General features: G+C 68.8%; 22 protein-coding genes. 10 read left to right on the top strand and 12 right to left on the bottom strand.

Annotated features, from left to right (window positions below; all coding sequences use genetic code 11):
* Genes AC3A5Z_RS04970 through AC3A5Z_RS04955 form a run of 4 tightly spaced genes read left to right on the top strand, consistent with a single transcriptional unit; the run spans window position 1 to window position 2,930 of the window.
* The gene (locus tag AC3A5Z_RS04970; protein ID WP_487518259.1) at window positions 1-903 is read left to right on the top strand and encodes a polysaccharide deacetylase family protein; all 903 of its coding nucleotides are present in this window, start codon (window positions 1-3) and stop codon (window positions 901-903) included.
* Entirely contained in the window at window positions 903-1,187 is a 285-nt protein-coding gene (locus AC3A5Z_RS04965; protein WP_487518258.1) for a hypothetical protein, read from the top strand. Before AC3A5Z_RS04970 ends, AC3A5Z_RS04965 begins: the two co-directional genes overlap by 1 nt.
* Window positions 1,180-2,145 (top strand): CobW family GTP-binding protein, encoded by a 966-nt coding sequence (locus AC3A5Z_RS04960; protein ID WP_487518257.1) that lies wholly within the window; start codon window positions 1,180-1,182, stop codon window positions 2,143-2,145. Before AC3A5Z_RS04965 ends, AC3A5Z_RS04960 begins: the two co-directional genes overlap by 8 nt.
* Window positions 2,142-2,930: a dimethylarginine dimethylaminohydrolase family protein gene (locus AC3A5Z_RS04955; RefSeq protein ID WP_487518256.1), complete on the top strand. Its 789-nt coding sequence runs from the start codon at window positions 2,142-2,144 to the stop codon at window positions 2,928-2,930. Before AC3A5Z_RS04960 ends, AC3A5Z_RS04955 begins: the two co-directional genes overlap by 4 nt.
* On the opposite strand, the gene AC3A5Z_RS04950 is transcribed toward AC3A5Z_RS04955, so the two are convergent.
* Complete coding sequence (locus tag AC3A5Z_RS04950; protein ID WP_487518255.1) at window positions 2,927-3,334, bottom strand: hypothetical protein; 408 nt, start codon at window positions 3,332-3,334, stop codon at window positions 2,927-2,929. The two genes, AC3A5Z_RS04955 and AC3A5Z_RS04950, sit on opposite strands and share 4 nt — an antisense overlap.
* Window positions 3,335-3,391: 57 nt before the next feature.
* On the opposite strand from AC3A5Z_RS04950, the gene AC3A5Z_RS04945 reads away from it, so the two are divergent.
* Window positions 3,392-4,390, top strand: a complete 999-nt coding sequence (locus AC3A5Z_RS04945) for a hypothetical protein (protein WP_487518254.1) — start codon at window positions 3,392-3,394, stop codon at window positions 4,388-4,390.
* A gap of 85 nt (window positions 4,391-4,475) precedes the next feature.
* Window positions 4,476-5,768, top strand: coding sequence for an O-acetylhomoserine aminocarboxypropyltransferase/cysteine synthase family protein (locus AC3A5Z_RS04940; RefSeq protein WP_487518253.1), 1,293 nt, complete (start codon window positions 4,476-4,478; stop codon window positions 5,766-5,768).
* A gap of 59 nt (window positions 5,769-5,827) precedes the next feature.
* Here AC3A5Z_RS04940 and AC3A5Z_RS04935 read toward each other — a convergent pair whose 3' ends face one another.
* Complete coding sequence (locus tag AC3A5Z_RS04935) at window positions 5,828-6,523, bottom strand: SIMPL domain-containing protein (protein WP_487518252.1); 696 nt, start codon at window positions 6,521-6,523, stop codon at window positions 5,828-5,830.
* Between the two features lie 162 nt (window positions 6,524-6,685).
* On the opposite strand from AC3A5Z_RS04935, the gene AC3A5Z_RS04930 reads away from it, so the two are divergent.
* Window positions 6,686-9,616, top strand: coding sequence for a translation initiation factor 2 (locus tag AC3A5Z_RS04930; RefSeq protein WP_487518251.1), 2,931 nt, complete (start codon window positions 6,686-6,688; stop codon window positions 9,614-9,616).
* 24 nt (window positions 9,617-9,640) lie between these two features.
* On the opposite strand, the gene cobT is transcribed toward AC3A5Z_RS04930, so the two are convergent.
* Window positions 9,641-10,657: a nicotinate-nucleotide--dimethylbenzimidazole phosphoribosyltransferase gene (gene cobT / locus AC3A5Z_RS04925; protein ID WP_487518250.1), complete on the bottom strand. Its 1,017-nt coding sequence runs from the start codon at window positions 10,655-10,657 to the stop codon at window positions 9,641-9,643.
* Window positions 10,658-10,741: 84 nt separating this feature from the next.
* Between cobT and cobS the strand changes: the two genes are divergently transcribed.
* Window positions 10,742-11,497, top strand: a complete 756-nt coding sequence (gene cobS / locus AC3A5Z_RS04920; protein WP_487518635.1) for an adenosylcobinamide-GDP ribazoletransferase — start codon at window positions 10,742-10,744, stop codon at window positions 11,495-11,497.
* Window positions 11,498-11,548: 51 nt separating this feature from the next.
* Here the strand turns inward: cobS and AC3A5Z_RS04915 are convergent, their stop codons facing one another.
* From AC3A5Z_RS04915 to AC3A5Z_RS04895, 5 genes are all read right to left on the bottom strand, one after another.
* Window positions 11,549-12,058 carry a CarD family transcriptional regulator gene (locus AC3A5Z_RS04915; protein ID WP_107663195.1) on the bottom strand — a complete coding sequence of 170 codons (510 nt, stop codon included), beginning with the start codon at window positions 12,056-12,058 and terminating at the stop codon, window positions 11,549-11,551.
* A gap of 305 nt (window positions 12,059-12,363) precedes the next feature.
* Window positions 12,364-12,702 (bottom strand): ferredoxin FdxA, encoded by a 339-nt coding sequence (fdxA, locus tag AC3A5Z_RS04910; protein WP_107663196.1) that lies wholly within the window; start codon window positions 12,700-12,702, stop codon window positions 12,364-12,366.
* Between the two features lie 53 nt (window positions 12,703-12,755).
* On the bottom strand, window positions 12,756-13,043 hold the full coding sequence (locus tag AC3A5Z_RS04905) for an RNA-binding S4 domain-containing protein (protein ID WP_487518634.1): 288 nt from the start codon (window positions 13,041-13,043) through the stop codon (window positions 12,756-12,758).
* 45 nt (window positions 13,044-13,088) lie between these two features.
* The gene (locus AC3A5Z_RS04900) at window positions 13,089-16,070 is read right to left on the bottom strand and encodes a helicase-related protein (RefSeq protein WP_487518249.1); all 2,982 of its coding nucleotides are present in this window, start codon (window positions 16,068-16,070) and stop codon (window positions 13,089-13,091) included.
* A gap of 11 nt (window positions 16,071-16,081) precedes the next feature.
* On the bottom strand, window positions 16,082-16,642 hold the full coding sequence (locus AC3A5Z_RS04895; protein WP_487518248.1) for a tetratricopeptide repeat protein: 561 nt from the start codon (window positions 16,640-16,642) through the stop codon (window positions 16,082-16,084).
* A gap of 76 nt (window positions 16,643-16,718) precedes the next feature.
* Here AC3A5Z_RS04895 and AC3A5Z_RS04890 point away from each other — a divergent pair, with 76 nt between their 5' ends.
* Together AC3A5Z_RS04890 and AC3A5Z_RS04885 are read left to right on the top strand one after the other, a co-directional pair.
* Complete coding sequence (locus AC3A5Z_RS04890; RefSeq protein ID WP_487518247.1) at window positions 16,719-17,003, top strand: SCP2 sterol-binding domain-containing protein; 285 nt, start codon at window positions 16,719-16,721, stop codon at window positions 17,001-17,003.
* On the top strand, window positions 17,000-17,929 hold the full coding sequence (locus tag AC3A5Z_RS04885) for an alpha/beta fold hydrolase (protein ID WP_487518246.1): 930 nt from the start codon (window positions 17,000-17,002) through the stop codon (window positions 17,927-17,929). The genes AC3A5Z_RS04890 and AC3A5Z_RS04885 overlap by 4 nt, the downstream gene beginning before the upstream one ends.
* Here the strand turns inward: AC3A5Z_RS04885 and AC3A5Z_RS04880 are convergent.
* The 4 genes from AC3A5Z_RS04880 to AC3A5Z_RS04865 are packed head-to-tail and all read right to left on the bottom strand — an operon-like array spanning window position 17,926 to window position 21,837.
* Entirely contained in the window at window positions 17,926-18,651 is a 726-nt protein-coding gene (locus AC3A5Z_RS04880; RefSeq protein WP_487518245.1) for a proteasome-type protease, read from the bottom strand. The genes AC3A5Z_RS04885 and AC3A5Z_RS04880 overlap by 4 nt on opposite strands.
* Before the next feature lie 33 nt (window positions 18,652-18,684).
* Entirely contained in the window at window positions 18,685-19,494 is an 810-nt protein-coding gene (locus AC3A5Z_RS04875) for a transglutaminase family protein (RefSeq protein WP_487518244.1), read from the bottom strand.
* Window positions 19,491-20,441, bottom strand: coding sequence for an alpha-E domain-containing protein (locus AC3A5Z_RS04870; protein ID WP_487518243.1), 951 nt, complete (start codon window positions 20,439-20,441; stop codon window positions 19,491-19,493). Before AC3A5Z_RS04870 ends, AC3A5Z_RS04875 begins: the two co-directional genes overlap by 4 nt.
* A gap of 4 nt (window positions 20,442-20,445) precedes the next feature.
* On the bottom strand, window positions 20,446-21,837 hold the full coding sequence (locus tag AC3A5Z_RS04865) for a circularly permuted type 2 ATP-grasp protein (protein ID WP_487518633.1): 1,392 nt from the start codon (window positions 21,835-21,837) through the stop codon (window positions 20,446-20,448).
* Window positions 21,838-21,849 lie beyond the last annotated feature (12 nt).

Here is a 21,849-nt window from a genome sequence, read left to right as displayed (position 1 = left end):
ATGACCAAGAAAATCCTCTGTGCCTTCGGCACCGACATCGATTCCGTCGCGGGCTGGATCGGCTCATACGGCGGCGGCGACAGCCCCTCCGACATCCAGCGCGGCATCTTCGCCACCGAAGTCGGCATCCCGCGCCTGCTGCGGCTGTTCAAGAAATACGACCTGAAGACCAGCTTCTTCATCCCCGGCCACAGTCTTGAGACCTTCCCCAAGGAGATGCAGATGATCGTCGACGCCGGCCACGAGGTCGGCGCGCATGGCTATCTGCACGAGAACCCGGTGGCGATGACGCCGACGCAGGAAGAGGATGTGCTGGTCAAGTCGATCGAGCTGATCGAGGGACTGACCGGCAAGAAGCCCCGCGGCTATGTCGCCCCCTGGTGGGAGATGTCGGCCTCCACCGCCGCCCTCCTGCAGAAATACGGCTTCTCCTACGACCACAGCCAGGGCTACCGCGATTTCCAGCCCTTCTACGCCCGCGTCGGCGACAAGTGGAACGTGATCGACTATTCCGGCGAGGCGAAAGACTGGATGCACCCGCTGCACCACGGCCACGAGATCGACCTCGTCGATATCGCCGCCAACTGGTATGTCGATGACCTGCCGCCGATGATGTTCATGAAGAAGGCGCCCAACAGCCACGGCTTCGTCAACCCGCGCGACATCGAGCAGATGTGGCGCGACCAGTTCGACTGGGTCTACCGCGAGATGGACTACGCCGTCTTCGCCTTCACGATCCATCCCGACGTGTCGGGCCGCCCGCAGGTGCTTCTGATGCTGGAGCGGCTGATCGAATACATCAGCGGCCATTCCGGCGTCGAATGGATGCCCTTCGAGGATATCGCCACCGATTTCCGTGCCCGCTACCCGTTCGAGGGCAAGGCCCGGCCCGAGGTCATCTGATGTGCAACGCCTGCGGCTATCCCGCCCGCCCCGGTCGCTGGACCGAGGCCGGGCTGGACAGCCCCGGCGAGCGGCTGCGTGCCCGCTTCCACCGCGCTGCGATGCTGCGCCGGATGCTGGCGCCCTATGGGCTCACCGCGCACGACGACGGGGTGACCGATGGCATCACCCTCTCCACCCTGTCGGGCGCGCATGTCATCGTGCAGTCGCTCGAAGAGCTCTGGGTAGAGGCGGCGCGGCTTGCCGGGCGGCCCATCGACCCGCTGACCTTGGCCGATGGCTGACCGCCGCGCCCGCCTTACCATCCTCGGCGGCTATCTTGGCTCCGGCAAGACGACATGGCTGCGCCACCGGCTGCACCATGCCACCGACGCGCCGCATGTCATCGTCAACGAGGCCGCCGAGACGCCGGTGGACGATCTGCTGCTGCAGGGCGGCGGCGGGCTGACGCTGCTTTGCGGCGGATGTGCCTGCTGCGACGGGCGCGCCGATCTGGTCGCGGCGCTGCGCGGGCTCTGCGACGCCCGCAGCCGGGGCGAGGCCACGAGCGATATCTGGCTGGAGACCTCGGGCCTTGCCGATCCGGCCGCGATCACCGCCGCGATCCGCGACGATCCGGTGCTGGTGCATCACCTGCTCATCGCCGAGACGCTGGTCGTGGTCGACGCTCTGCACGGGCTGGCGCAGCTGGCCGCCGATCCGTTGAGCCGCCGTCAGGTCGCGGCCGCCGACCGGCTGATCCTGACCAAGCCCGATATCGCCGATCCCGAAACCGTGGCGACGCTGATCGCCACCCTGCGCGCCCTGAACCCTGCGGCAGGGCTGGAGGGCGCGAGCCACGGCGCCCCATTCGTGCTTCCTGAACGGCAGGCTGCTCCGCTGCCCCTGCCCGAGACCACCCATCGCCCGATCCGCGCCGAGACGCTGACTCTCGACCGCCCGGTGGACTGGCCCGCCCTCAGCCTCTGGCTCTCAGCGCTGCTGCAGGCGCGCGGCGACGATCTGGTGCGGGTCAAGGGCGTGATCCGCACCCCCGCCGGGCGCCTGCTGCTGCAGGCCGTCCGCCGCACCGTGCAGCGCCCCGAGATCCTGCCCGACAGCCCCGCTGCCACCGACGACCGCCTCGTCTTCCTCGGCCATGGCGCCACTGCCGACCGGCTCGACCGCTCGCTCCGCGCCTGTGCCGGGTTGCCGCCGCGCGCTCCCCGCGGTACCGCTGGGCCAACAGGAGAGCCGAGATGACCGACCGTTCCTTCCGCTTCACCCACGCGATCACCCGCCGCCCGAGCCCCAGCATCACCGACGGCCTGCGCGCCGTCGATATTGGCCAGCCCGATCTGGCGCGGATGCTGCAGCACCATGCCGATTACGTCGATGCCCTGCGCAGCACCGGCGCGACGGTGGTGGAACTCGATCCGCTCGAAGCCTATCCCGACAGCGTCTTCGTCGAGGATACCGCGCTCTGCCTGTCCGAGGGCGCCATCGTCATGCGCCCCGGCGCGCCGACCCGGTTGGGCGAGGCCGCCGAAATGGCGCCGCATCTGCGCGCGCTCTACACCCATGTCGAGACCATCGAGAACGGCTTCATCGAGGGCGGCGACATCCTCGTGACCGAGCGCGAGATCCTCGTCGGCACCTCGGCCCGCACCAATGCCGCCGGCGTGGCCGATCTGGTCCGCCTCACAGCGCCCTGGGGCCATGTGGTGCGCGAGGTTGCCACCCCGCCCGGCGTGCTGCATTTCAAGACCGACTGCTCGCTGCTCGACGCCGAGACGATCCTCGCCACCGCAAGGCTCGACGCTTCGGGCTGTTTCGCGGGCTACAGGGTGATCCACACTGCCGAGGGCGACGAGGCTGCGGCCAACACCATCCGCTTCAACGACCTCGTGCTGATGCCGGCAGGCTTCCCCCGCACCGCCGAGGCGCTGGACAAGGCGGGCTACACGGTGTGCGAGATCGGCAACAGCGAATGCGCAAAGCTCGATGGCGGCATGTCCTGCCTCAGCCTGCGCTTCAGCCCGCGCTAGGGCATCAGCAGCTCCGCCCGGGTAAACGTGGCGCTGTCCGTCTCGCCATCGGCATAGGTCAGCGTCACCACCAGTTCCGTCACTGCACCTTCCGGCAGCACCGCGTAGCGCAGCCGGGTCGCGTCGGTGAAGGCATTGGGCTGCGGCAAAGCGTCATGGCATGGCTCGGTCTCCCAGACCTGCACCTCGCCGCCATTCACGGCATAGCCGATGCTGGTCAGCCCGCAACGCCAGCTTTCGAGCGCGGTGAAATACAGCAGATCCTGCGCGTCATAGTCCCGCAGCGCCACCCAGTCGGCCTTGGTCGCTCCGAGGATCGGCCGGATCTCCGACGCCGACAGCAGCGGCTCGGCCAGTGCCGGGCCCGCAAGCAGGGCAGCGGCCAAGAGGTATCGGACATTCATGTTCTGCCTCCCCCGCGCCACCGTTATGCTCACCAAGCATGTCATCCAGGGCCCCTTATGCCTGCAGCCCCCGCCGCTCCGCAACGCTTCAATATCCTTGCCATCGTGCAGCGCGGGCGGCTGCAATACGAGGCGGTGCTGCTGGCGGCCTCCCTCCGCGCCACCAACCCGGGCTTCCCCGGCACGCTCTTCCTCGCCGAGCCATCCGGCCCGCTCTGGCCCGATGATCCACGCATCGACGATCCGGCCACCCGCGCCCTGCTCGAAAAGCTCGGCGCCCGCTTCCTGCCCTTCGAGAACCGCGTCTTCGGTGCCGCCTACCCGCGGGGCAACAAGATCGAGGCGCTCGCCGCCCTGCCCGAGGCGCCCTTCCTGTTCCTCGACACCGACACGCTGATCACCGGCCCGCTTGACCGGATCGCCTTCGACTTCACCCGCCCCTCCGCCTCGATGCGGCGCGAGGGGACATGGCCGGAGCCGAGCCTCTACGGCCCCGGCCACACCGAGATCTGGCAATCGCTCTACCGCCGCTTCGGGCTAGACTTCGCCTCCACCCTCGACCCGGCCCAGCCGGAAGGTTACTGGCAGCGGTATCTCTACTTCAACGCGGGCTGGTTCTTCCATGACAGCCCGCGTCGCTTCGGCCAACGTTTCCTCGACTACGCGCAGAGCATCCGCGACGATCCCCCGCCTGAATTGCTCGGCCAGTCGCTCGACCCTTGGCTCGACCAGATCGCCCTGCCGCTGGTGATCCACGCGCTCGGCGGCGGGCGGCCCGGGCCTGCGTTGGCCGGTCTCGACGGCGATGTCACCTGCCACTGGCGGCTGATGCCGCTGCTCTATGCCCGCGAAAGCGACCTTGTGGTGCGGTTTCTGGAGGAACTGGCCGCGCAGAACGCGGTGAAGAAGGTGCTCAAGACCTACCCGCCCTTCCGCCGCATGATCTACCAGAAGAAGGGCGCAGAGGCCCGCGCCCTCTTCGACCGCACCGCCCTGCCGCGCCGCGAGCAGACGATCCGCAGCATCCTGAAGCGCGCGGGTCTCTGGGAGCGGTAGCGTCGGAGGCCCCAGCCCGCCGTTGCCCCGCGCCGGTCTTTCCCCTAGCGTCACGATGACCATTCAGGCTCACGGGGGGATGACCATGACCGAACCACGCACACTCGGCTTCGACACGCTGCAGATCCATGCCGGGGCCAAGCCCGACCCGGCGACCGGCGCGCGGCAGGTGCCGATCTACCAGACCACCGCCTATGTCTTCAAGGATGCCGACCACGCTGCCCGGCTCTTCGGGCTGGAGGAGGTCGGCTACATCTATTCGCGGCTGACCAACCCGACCGTCTCGGCCCTGGCCGAAAGGGTCTGCGCGCTGGAGGGCGGGGCCGGGGCGATCTGCTGCTCCTCGGGGCACGCCGCGCAGATCATGGCGCTGTTTCCGCTGGTGGGGCCGGGGCGGAATATCGTCGCCTCGACAAGGCTTTACGGCGGGACCATCACGCAGTTCAGCCAGACGATCAAGCGCTTCGGCTGGTCGGCCAAGTTCGTCGATTTCGACGATCTGGCAGCACTCGAGGCGGCGGTGGATGACGACACCCGCGCCATCTTCTGCGAGACCATCGCCAACCCGGGCGGCTACATCACCGATCTCGACGCCGTGGCCGAAGTGGCGAACCGCGTCGGCCTGCCGCTGATCGTCGACAACACCACCGCGACGCCTTGGCTCACCCGCCCCATCGACCATGGCGCGACGCTGGTGGTGCATTCGGCGACCAAGTACCTCACCGGCAACGGCACCGTCACCGGCGGCGTGGTGGTGGACTCGGGCAAGTTCGACTGGTCGGCCTCGGGCAAGTTCCCCAGCCTGTCGGAACCGGAGCCCGCCTATCATGGCCTCACCTTCCATGCGGCGCTGGGGCCGATGGCCTATACCTTCCACTCCATCGCCGTCGGTCTGCGCGATCTCGGCATGACCATGAACCCGCAGGGCGCGCATTACACGCTGATGGGGATCGAGACGCTGAGCCTGCGCATGGCCAAGCATGTCGCCAATGCGCAGAAGGTCGCCGAGTGGCTGGAGGCCGATCCGCGCGTCGACTACGTCACCTATGCCGGCCTCGCGTCTTCGCCCTATCACGACCGCATCGCCCGGATCTGCCCGAAGGGCGCGGGGGCGCTGTTCACCTTCGCGGTGAAGGGCGGCTATGACGCCTGCGTGAAGCTGGTCGACGGGCTGGAGCTGTTCTCGCATGTGGCGAACCTCGGCGACACGCGGTCGCTGGTGATCCATTCGGCCTCGACGACGCATCGCCAGTTGACCGAGGCGCAGCAGATCGCCTCGGGGGCGGCGCCCAATGTAGTGCGGCTGTCGATCGGGATCGAGGATGCCGAGGACCTGATCGCCGATCTGGATCAGGCGTTGACCAAAGCCACGGCCTGAACGGAAACGGGGCGGCCCTCGCGTGAAGGCCGCCCCGTAAGCTCATGTCGAGATTACGATTACTGGTTGATCGCGTAGACCACCGTCACCGTGGCCGCGGTCGAAACCTCTCCCTCGGCCACCGGCACCGCCGCATCCATCGTCGCCTCCATGCGGTACATCGGCATCGGCGGCTGGTAGCCGCCGCCCTCGCTGATCGACAGCACCTGCCCCAGTTGCACCCCCGCCGCCGTGGTCAGCAGCGCGGCCCGCGCGGCGGCATCGGCCACCGCCCGCTTGCGCGCCTCATCCTCCAGCGGCTTCGGATCGGCCAGCCCGAAACTCACGCCGTTCAGCGTGTTGGCACCATCCTGCACCGAGGCGTCGAGGATGCTGCCCAGCTTGTCCAGCGCGCGCACCCGGATCGTCAGCTGGTTCGAGGCGACGTAGCCGCTGATCGTCGCGGCACTGCCGTCGCTGTTGTTCGTCCAGTTCGGGTTGAGCGAGAGCCCCGAGGTCTGAAGGTCACGGTCTTCGATCCCGGAGGCGCGCAGCCGCTCCAGCACCCGGCCCAGCTCTTCGGAGTTGCGCCCCATCGCCTCGGCGGCCGTTCCGCCCTGCGTGGTCACGCCGAGCGAGATCGTCGCGATGTCGGGCCTGCTGTCCACCGACCCGGTGCCGGTGACGGTGATGCGGGGGCTTTCGGCCTGGGCCAGCGCGGCGGCGGCGGGCAGAACAAGGGCCGAGGCCAGCAGCAGGGCGTTGAGAAGTCGCATGGTTCATCCTCCAGGGTAAGGTGCGAGATTTCATAGTTGTGACGGCGCTCGCAAGCCGATCCTTGGGTGTTTTCCTTCCCTTCGGCAAAAACCTGCTATAGGTAGTAGGGCGTCGCGCCGGCAGACTCCCCGAATTCCCCGCAAATGTGCTAGACCCGCGAAATGAAACCCAGTTTTGCCCTCAATCTGACTTCCGACAGCGTCGGCCTTCTGCAACGGACAGCGGATGGTTGGCGGGATATCGGAAGCGTTCCCTTCGACGCGCCGGATCTTCCCGAAGCCCTCGGCGCCCTGCGCGCGACGGTAGACGGAACGGCATCGGCGGGTCTCACCACCAAGATCGTCCTGCCCAATTCGCAGATCCTCTACACCGAGGTGACAGCGCCGGGCCCGGACAATGGTGCACGCCGGTCGCAGATCCGCGCCGCCCTCGAAGGGCTGACCCCCTATGCGGTGAGGGAGCTGGTCTTCGACTGGCATGGCACGGGCGAGACGGTGAAGGTTGCCGTCGTCGCCCGCGAGACGCTGAAGGAAGCCGAGGAGTTCGCGGAGGAACATCAGTTCAACCCGCTGTCCTTCGTCGCCGCCCCCGAGGCTGACCAGTTCGGCAAGGAGCCGTGGTTCGGCACCACCGGCGGCGCGCAGAAGCGCCTGCCAAAAGGTGAGAAGGTCGAGCGCGATCAGGAGGTTGTCCGCCTGATCGGGGCTGAGGGCCCGCCCGCCGCCGAGGCGGCCCCCGTCGCGCTGCCCGAACCCGAAGCCGCCGTGCTGCCGGAACCGGAAACTGCCGCGCCGCTGCCCGAGACGCTGGAAGGCGACGTTGTGGCCGAGCTTCCGCCCGAGGCCGAGCCCGGCCCCGTCGAAGAGAGGCCCGAAGTCGAGGGACCGCAACCCGAGGCCCAAGCCGAGCCCGTTGCGCCGCCTGCCACCAAGCTCCTCGCCACGCCCGAGCCCGAAGTTCTGGCCGAGCGTTTCGCCGACGTGATCCTGCCGCCTGCCAAGGAAGCCCCAGCCGCGGCAGCGGCCGCCGACGAACCCGGCCTGCCGGCGCCCGAGCCCGAGACATCCGAAGCGGCGCCCGAAGCCCTGCCGCCCGCCGAGCCGGAATTCGTGCCGCCGCCCTTCACGCGCAGCGACAAGCCGATCCCGCATGCCCGCGACCTGCCGCCGTTTGCGCCGGTCACGCCGCCGCAGCCGGTGAAGCAACGCGCGCAACCCTCGGTTTCCGAAGCGGAGATCCCGGAAGCGCCCTATGTCGAGGTCGGCGAGGCTGCCGAGCAGGCTGCGGCCTTCTCCAGCCGCCGCGCCGCCGAGGCGAGCCTCGCGCCCGCCGGTCCGGCGTTTGGCGGCAAGCCCGTCCGCGGGGCGAAACCCGGCGCCGCGCCGGAACGCTCCGCCACACCGCCACGCCCCGTCGCGGCCAAGCCCTTCGGCGCCGGTCCCGCCCCCGCCGCACAGCGGGCCTCGGGTCTGTCGGTCACCGCGCCCGGCATCCCCGGCTCGCGCAACCGCAAGCCCGCCAAGCCCGCGCCGCAGCCGGCGATCCCGCCGCTTCCGGCCTCGCCCGCCCCGGCCCCGTCGGCCGCCAAGGGCAATTCGATGGGCACCTTCGGCGCGCGCCAGTTGCCGCAGCGTGGCAAGCCGCGCCATCTCGGGCTGATCCTGACGGTGATCCTGCTGCTGGTGCTTGCCGCCATCGCCGCCTGGACCTCCTTCTCCGGCTCCGCCAGCGAGGAGGCCCCGAGCAGCGAGATCTCGGCCCTTCCCGGCGTTGACGAGGAAATGCTGGCCGACCTGCAGGACCCGGCGGAGTTCGCCGCCCTGCCGGAGGCCGAGGCCGAAGCCGATGCGGCGATCGCTCCCGACAGCATGGCGAGCACCGCCAGCGCGGGCAGCGTCGAGGCTCCCGCCGCCGTCGAACCGGCAGCCGAGGAGGTCGCAGCCGTTGCTCCCGCCGCCGAGGCGCCGCAGGTGGCCGAGACTGCCAGCGCCCTGCCTGCCGCCTCCGGCACGGCAACGCCGGAAAGCGCGCAGGACGAGATCTTCCTGACCGCGATGGACGCGCCGCAGCCGACGCTCGACGCGGTGGCGCTGCCCAACCCGCCGGTCGCCCCCGATGCCGCCCCCGGTGCGCAGATGCCGCCGCCGCCCTTCGGCACGGTCTACGAATTCGACGCCGACGGGATGATCGTGCCCACCGCCGAAGGCATCGTGGCGCCGGGCGGCTTCCTCCTCGTCGCCGGGGCGCCGCCGATCAATCCGCCATCGCGCCCCGCGCCCGAGGTGCCCGAAGCCGCAGCGCCCGAAGCGGCCGCCAACGAGGCCGCAGCCTCCACCACCCCCGGCGCCATCCTGCAGACCGCGCCTGCCGCCACTGCGCCCGAGCCCTATGCCGATCCGGCGTTGGCCGACGCCCGCCCACGCAGCCGCCCCGCCGCGCTGGAGCCCGCGCCCGCTGCCGAGGATGACGCCGCCATCGCCCCCGAGGAGGCGACGCAGACCGCCTCGCTGCGCCCGCGCCTGCGGCCCGCCGGCATGGTGCCCGATGTGGAGACCGCGCAAGACGCCGCTCAGGGCGCCACGCTTCGGATGGTTGCCCCCGCGCCGCGTCCCGACGACATTCCCGATGTTGCTGCAGCCGCCGATGGTTCGATCAGCCCGCTGGCCATCGCCGTCTCACGCCGCCCGGCCACCCGCCCCAGCGATTTCTCCGGCGCCATCGAGGCCGCCGTCGCCGCCGCCGTGCAGCAGCCCGCGGCAGCGCCTGCCGCCGCCGCCATCGCCCGGGTCGAGCCGGAAGAGATGGAGGAGCCCGAGGTGGTCGCCGCCGTCGCCCCGCGCATTCCGACCCGTGCCTCGGTCGCGCAGCAGGCCACTTTCGCCAATGCCATCAACCTGCGCCAGTTGAACCTGATCGGCGTCTACGGCACCTCGTCGAACCGCTACGCGCTGGTCCGGCAGTCCAATGGCCGATACAGCCGCGTCACGGTCGGGGATCGTCTGGATGGCGGCACTGTCGCCGCCATCACCACCAACGAACTGCGCTACCGCAAGGGCAGCCGGATGCTCGCCCTGCAGATGCCGCGCGGCTGAGGTCACGCGGCTGGAACCGGGCGGTCAGCCGCCCGACACCCCGGCCTCGGCGAAGGTCGCCATGCCGGAATGGCACTCCACCGCGGCCTTCAGCACGCTCAGCGCCAGCACCGCCCCGCTCGCCTCGCCCAGCCGCAGCCCGAGGTCGAGCAGCGGCTCCTTGCCGAGCTTGCCCAGCAGCACCCGATGCGCCCCCTCGCGGCTGACATGGCCCGCCACCGCATGGTCGAGCGCGCCCGCAGACACGCATTCCAGCACGGCCGCCGAGACCGTGCAGATGAAACCGTCGAGGATCACCGGAATCCGCGCCAGCCGCGCCCGCGCGATCGAGCCCGCCATCGCGGCCAGCTCCCGCCCGCCGAGGCAGCGCAGCACCTCCAGCGGGTCGGAGAGCGCTTCGGCATGGCGTGCGAGCCCCTGCTCCACCACCCGGGTCTTCAGCGCCAGCCCGCCGTCATCGACGCCCGAGCCGCGCCCCGTCCACTCCGCCGCCGTGCCGCCATAGAGGCCGCAGGCCACAGCAGCGGCGGGGGTCGTGTTGCCGATGCCCATCTCGCCGGTGATGAAGAGATCCGCCGTCGGGTCCACCGCCTGCCAGCCCGCGGTCAGCGCCGCCACCATCTGCTCCTCGGTCATTGCCGGGCCTTGGGTAAAGTCCTCGGTCGGCACGTCGAGATGCAGCGGCACCACCGACATCTTCGCGCCGAAGGTCTTGCAGAGCTGGTTGATCGCGGCACCGCCCGCCTCGAAATTGCCGACCATCTGCGCCGTCACCTCGGGCGGAAAGGCCGAGACGCCGCGCGCCGCGACGCCATGGTTGCCGGCGAAGATCACCACCTGCGGGCGCTCCAGCCGGGGCCGCCCCTCGCCGCGCCAGCCCGCATACCAGACCGCCAGCTCCTCCAGCCGGCCGAGCGAGCCCGCGGGCTTGGTCAGCTGGCCGTTGCGCTCCTCCGCCGCGCTGCGGGCTGCCGCATCGGCGTCGGGCAGGGTCTGCAGCACGGCGCGAAATCCGGTGAGGGTGGTGAACGGGGCTTGCATCTGCGTTCCTTCGTTGCTCCTGCGTTGCGGCTTGGGTAACCACAAAGCCGGTGAAGGGCCAGCGCGGAAAGGTGCGTCATGAGGTTGAGAGACAGGCTGTCGCAGGCGCTCACGGATCTGAGGTCGGCCCTCGGGCTGCTGACCCGCCTGCCCTTCCCGCAGACCGGCCTGACCCCGCGCGGGGCCGAGGCCGCTTGGGCCTTCCCGCTGGTCGGCGTGGTCATCGGCGCCGTCGGCGTGCTGGCGGGGGCCGCCGCGCTCTGGCTCGGCCTGCCGAACGGTGTCGCGGCAGCGGCGGCGCTCGGGGCGCAGGCGATGGCCACCGGGGCGATGCACGAGGACGGGCTCGCCGACACCGCCGACGGGCTCTGGGGCGGCTGGGACAAGGCGCGGCGGCTCGAGATCATGAAGGACAGCAGCATCGGCAGTTATGGCGTCATGGCGCTGCTCGTCTTGGGGCTTGCCCGCTGGTCGGCGCTGACGGCGCTGCTCGCGGCAGGCGGCTGGGCGGCGCTTCTGGCGGCGGGGGCGCTGTCGCGGGTGCCTCTGGTGCTGATGATGGTGGCGATGCCCAATGCCCGGGGCGGCGGGCTCTCCAAGGCGGTCGGCGTGCCGGAGCCGGGCACGGCGGCCCTCGCGACGGCACTGGGAATGGGGCTCGCGCTTCTCCTGATGGGAAGCGCGGCCTTCGGCATGATCGCCCTCGCAGCACTCCTCTGCCTCGCCCTGGCGCGGCTCGCGCAGGTCAAGATCGGCGGGCAGACCGGCGACATCCTCGGCGCCTCGCAGCAGCTGGCCGAGGTGGCGACGCTCGCTGTGGCAGCGGCGGCCCTGACATGACGAAGCCGCAGCCGTTGCGGGCTGCGGCTCGATCTCTGCTTCGCTGACGGATCAGGCGGCGCGGCCGACCAGAACGGCGTCGACCGTCTTCTGCGCCCCGGCCTCGTCCACGCCCGAGACGGCGGCGACTTCGCGGGTCAGGCGCTCCAGCGCGGCTTCATAGAGCTGACGCTCCGAATAGGACTGTTCGCGCTGGTCGTCGGTGCGGTGCAGGTCGCGCACCACTTCGGCGATCGACATCAGATCGCCCGAGTTGATCTTCTGCTCGTATTCCTGCGCACGGCGCGACCACATCGCCCGCTTCACCCGCGCCTTGCCCTTCAGCGTGTCGAGCGCCTTGGTCACCACGTCGGGCGATGACAGCGAGCGCATGCCGATCTCGGTCGCCTTGTGGGTCGGCACCCGCAGCGTCATCTTGTCCTTCTCGAAGGAGATCACGAACAGCTCGAGGTGGAGACCGGCGATCTCCTGCTCCTCGATCGAGATGATCCTGCCCACGCCATGCGCGGGGTAGACAACGAATTCGTTGGGACGAAACTCGGGCTTCTTGGTCTTGGTCATTCAGTTCGCTTCCTCGATGCGGTCCCTTTTCCACGACATTTCACCGACCGGGGCGGCAACCCCGGCGATGTTGCTGAAAAAATGTCGGTAGAAATTCCACCTCAGGCGAGCAGCTCTGAAGTGGTGTCAGGCGTCCGTGCTTGTTTATGACAACTGTATATCACAAAAAGCAGGTGATTCCAACTGCGGCGCAACGGCTGGCGGCAGGGAGATTTGGTTGGAATCCTTGCACATTCCCGCGAGATGCGGAAATCGGGCCTGTCTTGGGCCACAAAGGTCAGAATGCCGCACCCATCCGGCGGGTATCAGCCGCCCTCGCCCGGGGCTTCCGAGAAATGCGTGGCGCGCTTGCCGGGCTGACCGTCGAGCGCCGCGGCCTCGGGCAGCGGGTCCTTCTTGGTGACGATCACCGGCCACATCTCGGAGTATTTCCGGTTGAACTCGACCCAGTCCTCCATGTCCGGCTCGGTGTCCGGGCGGATGGCATCGGCGGGGCATTCCGGCTCGCAGACGCCGCAGTCGATGCACTCATCCGGGTGGATGACCAGCATGTTCTCGCCCTCATAGAAGCAATCCACCGGGCAGACTTCGACGCAGTCGGTGTATTTGCAGGCGATGCAGTTGTCGGTCACCACATAGGTCATGGCAGGAACCTGTCTTTCTTGGTTTCGGGCGTTAGCTAATCCACTCGCCGGGATCAATCAAGCGGCGAAGCGACCCTTTCCGGGCCCTCGGGGGCATCAAGGTCGAGATAAAGCGACGCAGCCTCTGTCGCAGGTCCGCGCCGCACGGCGAGCCCGAGGATGCGGATCAGACGGACGCGACCGCCCTGCGGAAAGGTCAGCACGTCGCCAGCCCCCACCGCATAGGCGGGCTTGGAGGTGCGCTGTCCGTTCACCCGCACCCGCCCGGCCTCGCACAACTCGCAGGCCAGGCCACGGGTCTTGAAGAACCGGGCCTGCACCAGCCATTTGTCGAGCCGCATCGTCGCCCGTGCGGGCCCCTCCTGCGAGGTGGGCCGCACGCGCTGTCAGGTCCGGTCCCGCAGCGCCGCGAGAACGGCGAAGGGGTTGTCGGGGTCGATCTTCTCGCTGCGCGCCGGGCGCGATTCGAAGACCTTGGGCTGGTTCGAGCGGTCGCCGCCCTTGCCGCCCCGGTCGCCGCGCTCCTGCGGCTTGCCGCCTTTGCCCTTCGGCTTGCCCTTGAACCCCTCGCCCCGGTCCTGCCGGGGCTCGCGCGGCGGGCGCGGTGCCTCGGCCCCGGCTTCGGTGCTCTGGGCGGGCTTGGCTGCGTCACCATGCCGCGGGCCACGGTCGCCCCGTGGCGCCCCCTGCCCCTCGCGCGGGGCCCGATCGTTGCCGCGACGCGGGCCACGGCCCTCGCCACCACGCGGACGCGGGGCCCAGGTGAAGGTGTAGAACGACTCCATCTCTACCGGAGCAGCCGGAGCTTCGGGCTCGGCGGCGACCGGATCGGCAGCCGACTCGATCGGGGCCTCTTCGGTCACGGGCGCCTCGGCCGGCGCCACGTCGGAAGCGTCAGCCGTGGCCTCGACGGCCTCCGGCACGGCCTCGGCTTCCGCCGCCGGTTCGGCGGCTTCCGGAGCGGTCTCCGCTGCCGGCGCAGCCGCTTCCGGCTTCACCTTCGGCCGCTCGCCCGGCTCGGCCTTGTAGCCCAGCCCGGCCATCAGCCCCGAGAACTGCTCCAGCGTCATGCCGGTGATCGACAGCATCTCCGGCGTCGCCTCGAAGCCCGCGCGGCTGTCCTTGGCGCGCAGGAGGTCAGCCAGACGCTCCAGCATGTCGATGCGGATCGCCCGGGCGCCCGCCGGATGATAGCCCGCCAGCGTGTAATGCTGCTTGGGCACGTCCGGCAGGTTCGGGATGGTCACGAGGCCCGGAGGCGGGCTTTCGGGGAACTCCTGCAGGCCGTTGGCCAGCGACCACAGCACCAGCCGCAGCCGGGTCGGCGCGGGCTTCAGCAGCAGCGGCAGGAAGATGGTGAACTGTCCGAAGCGCACGCCATGCTTGCGCAGCGCCGAGCGGGCGTCCTGATCCAGCGCCTTGACGTCCTCGTTCACCGCCTCGCGCGGCAGCAGACCCAGCCCCTCGACCAGCCGGAAGGCAAAGCCCCGGGCAAGGCCCGTCAGCGCCTCGTCGCGGCTCATCGCCAGCAACTGCTCGAACTGCGCAGCCACCTTGCGGTCGATGAAATGCTGCAGCCGGCGACGGACCTTCTCGGCCACATCGGGGCCCGCATCCTCGTCGACGAACGCCTCGACCTGCGGACGCAGCGCCTCTGCACCGGCAACGAGCTTGCCCACCGCCTGAGTGCCCCACATCAGGCCCCCCTGCTCGGTGAAATCCATCTCGGTATCGGGCGAGTTGTAGAACTTGTCCGCCCGAAGGTGGAACTCCGGCCGCAGCGCCTGAACGGCAGCCTGCCGCAGGGTGCGCGCCTCGTCGGGCGAATTGGACGCATCCTGTCGGAAGCGGAACCCCTCGAGGCGGCCGACGAATTCGCCTTCCACCGTCACTTCACCCTTGTCATTCACCTCGGCCACAAGGCTCTCCTTTTGCTTCAACCGGCGCATCAGCACGGATGTGCGCCGATCGACAAATCTCTGAGTCAGCTGCGCGTGCAGCGCATCCGACAGGCGGTCTTCTACAGCGCGCGTTTCGTCGCGCCAATGGCTTTCGTCTTCGACCCAGCCGCGTCTCTGCGCCACATAGGTCCACGTCCGGATATAGGCCAGCCGTTTCGACAGCGCGTCAATATCGCCATCGGTGCGATCGATACGACCGATGGTGCGGGCGAGCCAGTCGTTGGGCACCTTGCCCGCCTGCAGGAAGTCGAAGATCCGCGCCAGCAGCGTGGTATGTTCGGCTCCCGACTTGCCGCGGAAATCCGGGATGCGGCAGACATCCCACAGGAGCCGGATCGACTGCGGCCCCGACAGGCGGTCCTGCACCTCGGGCTGGTCCGAGAGCACCTTGAACGCCTGAAGGTCGTCCGCCTCGCGCGAGCGGGTCAACCACTCGTTGGCGGTCGGCTCTTCCAGACTGGCGATCAGCCGCTCGACGCTGCCGAACTCCAGCGCCTCGTTGCGCCATTGCAGCTTCTGGATCGGCGCGAAGCGGTGGTTCTCGATCGCGTCGATCACCCCGTCGTCGAGTGGTCGCGCCTCGCCGGTCACCCCGAAGGTGCCGTTGTCCATGTGCCGCCCGGCCCGCCCGGCGATCTGGCCCAGCTCGTGCGGGAACAGATGCCGCATCCGCCGCCCGTCAAATTTCGACGTGGCCGAGAAGGCCACATGGTCGATGTCGAGGTTCAGCCCCATGCCGATGGCATCGGTCGCCACTAGATAATCCACGTCGCCGTTCTGGTAGAGTGCCACCTGCGCATTGCGCGTCCGCGGGCTCAAGGCCCCCATGACCACGGCGCAGCCACCCTTCTGGCGGCGGATCAGTTCGGCGATGGCATAGACATTATCAACCGAAAACCCGACGATGGCGCTGCGTGGCGGCATCCGGCTTATCTTTTTCGAACCTGACCAGCTCAGCGTCGAGAACCGTTCGCGCCGCATGAAGGTCACGTGCGGCACAAGCGCGGCAATGGCTCCCCGCATCACGTCCGACCCGAGGAACATGGTCTCCACCAGCCCCCGCGCCCTCAGCAGCCGGTCGGTGAAGACGTGCCCGCGCTCGGGATCGCCGCAAAGCTGGATCTCGTCCACTGCCACGAAATCCGCACCGATCTCCTGCGGCATCGCCTCGACGGTGCAGACCCAGTATTGCGTCCGGTCCGGCACGATGCGCTCCTCGCCGGTGACAAGCGCCACCACCGAGGGACCGCGCAGGGCGACGATCTTGTCGTAGACCTCGCGCGCCAGCAGCCGCAGCGGAAAGCCGATGACTCCCGTGCGATGCCCGAGCATCCGTTCGATGGCGTAATGGGTCTTGCCGGTATTGGTCGGCCCGAGGACCGCCGTGACCCTCGCGGTCGCGCGCATCAGTGCCTGCCTTACAGTTCCTGCCCGGCCGCCTTGGCTTCCAGCCGCTTCAGAGCGTCCTCTACCCCGTTGAGATGGGGATGTATAGCAAGCGCCGCCCGATAGGCTTCCAGCGCCTTCTCGGGATGGCCCATCTCCTCCATCATCGCGCCGAGCCCCGCCATCGCGCCGAAATGGCGCGGGTTCAGCGTCAGCGTCCGGCCGATGTCACTGATCGACGGGCCATATTGCCCCACCGAGAAATACGCCGTGGCCCGCGCGTTCCAGCCTTCGGCAAAGTCGGGGGCATGGTCGATCAGCGCGGTGAAATGCTCCACCGCCAGCTTGCCGTCGCCCGCCTCCATCGCGTCGCGCCCGCGCTGCAGCAGCAGATCCGCCGAGGCCGAGCCCGATTTCGACCACTCGTTCCAGATCTCGCGCTCGATTCGCCCTGCCTCGCGCGCATCCGCCGACTTCAGCCGGGAAAAGAGATCGTCCAGCGGCGCGGCATGGCTGGGAAGCCCGGCGCAGAGCAGAAAAATCGGCAGCGCTGCCGCAACGATACGATTGTGAAACAGCCGATGCGCTTTCATAGTCCGAATGTAACGTGAGCGCAGCAAATTGCCATATCCCTTGCCTCACGAAAAAGGCACCAGCAGGAGGCTCGACATGAGCAAGGTCATCGAGGCTGCCGTCGCGCAGCTTTCCCAGAAGGTCAGCAGCTTCGACGGCACGGCGAAGTTCATCATCGAGGACGAGGGGTCGATCCTCATGGACGAGACCGGGGTGCGGGCCGGCGACGGCGAGGCCGACGTGACGATGACCGCCACCGCCGACGTGTTCCGCGCCATCCTCGACGGCGAGATGAACCCGACCATGGCCTATATGTCGGGCAAGCTCGCGGTCGACGGCTCGATTCCCATGGCGATGAAAGTCGGCGCGGCACTCAGTTGACCGACGCCCCGCTGCATCCGCTGGCCGAAGGCCCGCCCGGCGGCTTTGCCCGCTGGCTGCGGAGCATCGACGGCCTGCGGCTCCGGGCAGCGGTCTGGCCCGAAGGCAGGCGCGGCACGGTGCTGCTCCTGCCCGGGCGCACCGAATATGTCGAGAAATACGGCCGTGCCGCCGCCGATCTGGCGGCACGCGGCTATGCCACGGCGACGATCGACTGGCGCGGCCAGGGCCTGTCGGACCGCACACTGTCCGATCCGCTCACCGGCCATGTCGACGATTTCGCCGAATACCAGCTCGACCTGCAGGCGCTGGAGCGGCTGGTGGACGAGCTGGGCCTGCCCGGCCCGCGCTATCTCATGGCGCATTCGATGGGCGGCTGCATCGGGCTCCGGGCGCTCCATCGCGGGCTCGGGGTGAAGGCCGCGGCCTTCTGCGCGCCGATGTGGGGGCTCCGGCTGAAGCCCGCGACGCGGATCGTGGCGATGCAGCTCTCGCTGATCTCGCGCCTCCTGCAGCAGTCGCACCGCTACGCGCCCGGCACCGCCCGCGCCAGCTACATGACCGACGCGACCTTCGCCGGCAACGTGCTGACCACCGACCCCGAGATGTTCGCCTGGATGAAGGCGCAGGTCGCCGCCGTGCCCGAGCTGGGGCTGGCCGGCCCCAGCCTCGGCTGGCTGCATGCGGCCCTGGTCGAGTGCCGCCAGCTGGCCGCCCGCGCCGCCCCGCCCGTCCCCGCCTTCTGCGCCGTCGGCTCGGCGGAGCGGGTGGTCGATGTCGGCCCGATCCACACCCGCATGGCCTCCTGGCCCGGCGGCAGCCTGCAGATCGTGCCGGGGGCCGAGCATGAGATCCTGATGGAGATCCCGGCGATCCGCCGCGGCTTTCTCGACAGCGCCACCGCGCTCTTCGAGGCGAACCGCTAGATCTTGATCTGGCTGAAGCCGTCGCGCAGCGCCTGCGACCAGGCCTCGCTCATCGCGCGGAAACCCTCGTCGCCCGCCTCGATCCGCCGCCGCAGCGTCACCCGGCAGGCGTCCCGCTCGATCACCGCCATGTCCAGAGGCATCCCCACCGACAGGTTGGAGCGCAGCGTCGAATCCATCGACAGCAGCACCGCCTTCTGCGCATCGGCCATGGGGGTGTCCATCTTCACCACGCGGTCGAGGATCGGCTTGCCGTATTTGTGCTCGCCGATCTGCAGGAAGGGCGTGTCCTCGGTCGCCTCGATGAAATTGCCCTCGGGATAGATGAGGAACATCCGCATCTCGCCGCCCTTGCGCTGCCCGGCGACGATCAGACTGGCCGAGGCGCCCTGCCGCATCGCCGACAGCTTGTCGTCGATATCGGCGCGGACCTTGGCCAGCATGTTGCCGATGATCTCCGCCGCCTTCAGCATGGTCGGCGCCTTCATGATCGAGGTCTCTTCATCCGACTCGGGGTCGTTCATCGCGTCGCGCAGCCGGGCGATCGTGGTCTGGGTCACCGACAGGCTGCCCGCGGTCAGGATGGTGATGACCCGCTCGCCCGGCACCTCGAAGACGAACATCTTGCGGTAGATCGCGATGTTGTCGAACCCGGCATTGGTGCGGGTGTCCGACAGCAGAACCGCGCCGTCGTTCAGAAGGAGTCCCACACAGTAGGTCATTGAGTCGTTCCGATCGCTTGGTTTGGCGCGAACCTATTGCTGCACGGCCTGAACCGCAACCGTGACGTCCAGTTTTTCGAACCCCGTGCCCCGCGCCGTCCCCCGGATCGGCGCAGCATCCTGTGCGTCGAGGCCCGATCCCAACCGGATATAGCGGTCATCCGGGCAGCAACGGTTGGCTGGGTCAAATCCGACCCATCCCAGCCCGCCGACCCAGACCTCGGCCCAGGCATGGGCCGCCTCCTGCCCCTCGTTCTCGTCCTCGACCAGCAGATAACCCGAGACATAGCGCGCCGGCAGCCCCGCCTCGCGCGCCACGGCGATCAGCGCATGGGCGTGGTCCTGACAGACCCCCTTGCCCAGCGCCAGGGCTTCAGAGGCGGTGGTGGTGGCCGTCGTCGCCCCCGGCGTGTAGGCGATGGCCTCGGCCACCTGCGCCGCCAGCCGATGCGCCGCGTCGAGCTTGTCGTCGCTTCCCGCCACCGCCGCCGCGATCTCGGCCAGCGCCAGGTCGCTGCGGGTGAAGGGGGTGCTCTGCAGATAGCAGTCGGGCGGCGTCAGCTCGCGGTGGCCGCGCAGCACGCCGGCCTGATCCTTGGTCTCGACCGTGCCGCGCACCGTCACCGCCACCTCCGACACCGGCCCCGGCACCGACCAGCCCTGGATCCAGTCACCCGCCCCGTCGCGGAAGGCGCCACCCGCCAGCCCGTCCGTCACCGTCACCGTCCAGTTCACCACGCGCTGCCCGGTGCAGGTCGAGGGCATCAGCCGATGGCTCTGCACCAGCCCGCGCACCGGGCGGTCGTAGCGATAGAGCGTCACATGATCGACCGTCAGGATCATCGCACATCTCCGCTCAGATAGGTCTCGAACACGACGCCGCCCAGCGAGGCGATGTCACCGATGAAACGGGTGAGGAACTCGTGCAAGCCCTCTTCGATGATCTCTTCCACGCTCAGCGCCGCCAGCCCCGCCTCCAGCTGCTGCGCCATCTGCTGTGCGCGCGAGCTCTTGCCGTAGTTGCGCTCCAGCCGCGCCAGATGGCCGGTAATCCCCTCGGCGCAGGTGATGAGCGAGCGCGGGCATTGCCGGTTGAGGATCAGGAAATCGGCGATCTTGCGCGCCGTCACCTCGCCACCATAGGCCCAGTGGAACGCCCGATGCGCCGACATGGCGCGCAGCAGCGTGGTCCACTGGTAGTTGTCGAGGCCCGAGCCCACGAATTCCACCCGCGGCAGCAGCACGTAATATTTCACGTCCATCAGCCGCGCGGTGTTGTCCGAGCGTTCGAGATAGTAGCCGAGGTTCAGGAAATCCCAGCCGTCGTTGCGCAGCAAGGTAGCGTCGATCGCCCCCCGCACCATGGCGGCATGGCGCATCGTCCAGTCGGTCAGCCGCGACAGCTCCAGCTTGTGCCGCGGCGTCTTCTCCAGCGCGCGCAGCTCCTGGAAGGCGGTGTTCAGCGCGTCCCAGACCTGCGCCGTCAGCGCCGTCCGCACGATCCGCGCATTCTCCCGCGCCCGGCTGATGCAGGTGGCGACGGAGGACGGGTTGTCGAGATCGAAGAACAGATAGCTCTCGATGTCGCATTGCTCGGCTTCTGCATATTTCTGGTGAAAGCCGAAGGCGGTGCCCGAGGCCTGCAGCAGGCTGTCCCACTCGTTGCGATAGCCATGCGCGGTGGGCAGCAGCGAGATGCGCGAGCCCACTTCCAGGAGGCGGGCCATGGTCTCGGCCCGTTCCATGTAGCGGGCGATCCAGTAGAGGTTGTCGGCGGTCCGGCTCAGCATCGCATCACTCCGCCAGCACCCAGGTATCTTTCACGCCCCCGCCCTGCGACGAGTTCACCACCAGCGAGCCCTCGGTCAGGGCCACGCGGGTCAGCCCGCCCGGCACCAGCTCCACCCGCTCGCCCACGAGGCAATAGGGCCTGAGGTCCACATGGCGCGGCGCGATGCCCTCGTCGACGAAGGTCGGCGTGGTCGAGAGCGCCAGCGTCGGCTGGGCGATGTAATTGCCGGGGTCGGCCTCGATCCGCGCGCGGTAGGCCTCGATCTCGGCCTTGGTGGATTTCGGGCCGACCAGCATGCCGTAGCCGCCAGAGCCATGCACTTCCTTCACCACCAGCTCGCGCAGGTTCTCCAGCACATATTTGCAGTCGTCGCCCTTGCTGCATTGCCAGGTCGGCACGTTCTTCAACAGCGGCTCCTCGCCCAGATAGAAGCGGATCATCTCCGGCACATAGGTGTAGACCGCCTTGTCATCGGCCACCCCTGCCCCCGGCGCCGAGCAGATCGACACCCCGCCGGAGCGGTAGACATCCATCAGCCCGGGGATGCCCAGCATGGAGTCGGGGCGGAAGCACAAGGGATCGATGTAGGCATCATCGATCCGGCGATAGATCACATCCACCCGCTTCGGCCCCTCGGTGGTGCGCATGAAGACGAACTCGCCCTCGACGAACAGATCCTGCCCCTCGACGAGTTCCACCCCCATCAGATCGGCAAGAAAGCTGTGCTCGTAATAGGCGGAGTTGAAATGCCCCGGCGTCAGGATGACGATGGTCGGATCGCTCTGGCACTTGGTCGGTGCGACCGAGGCCAGCGTGCGGCGCAGCTTTTCGGGATAGCTGTCCACCGGCTCGATCCGGTTGCCGCGGAACAGGTCGGGGAACATCCGCATCATGATCTCGCGGTTCTCCAGCATGTAGCTGACACCGGAGGGGGTGCGGCAGTTGTCCTCCAGCACGAAGAACTCTTCGGCCCCGGTCCGCACCAGATCGATGCCGACGACATGGGAGTAGACGCCCTTCGACGGCACGAAGCCCACCACCGCCTTCTCGTAGGCCGCGTTGCGATAGACGAGCCGCCCCGGGATGCGCCCGGCCCGCACGATCTCGCCCCGGCCATAGACATCGACCAGAAAGGCGTTTAACGCCCGCGCCCGCTGCTTGATCCCACGCTCCAGCCGCGCCCATTCGCCCGAGGTGAAGACGCGGGGGAACATGTCGAAGGGGATCAGCCGGTCCGGGTCGCCGCCCTCGCCATAGACGGCGAAGGTGATGCCGATGCGGCGGAACAGCGCCTCGGCCTCGGCCTGTTTCATTTCGCGCAATTCCGCGGGCATCGAGCGGGTCCAGTCCTCGAGCCGCGCATAGGGCAGGCGGACCTTGCCGGAGTCATACATTTCATTGAAATA

This window comes from Cereibacter sp. Soil_C_27, from assembly GCF_057657095.1.
Note: the sequence above shows the minus strand (reverse complement) of the source record. Positions and strands in the feature narration are given on the sequence as shown.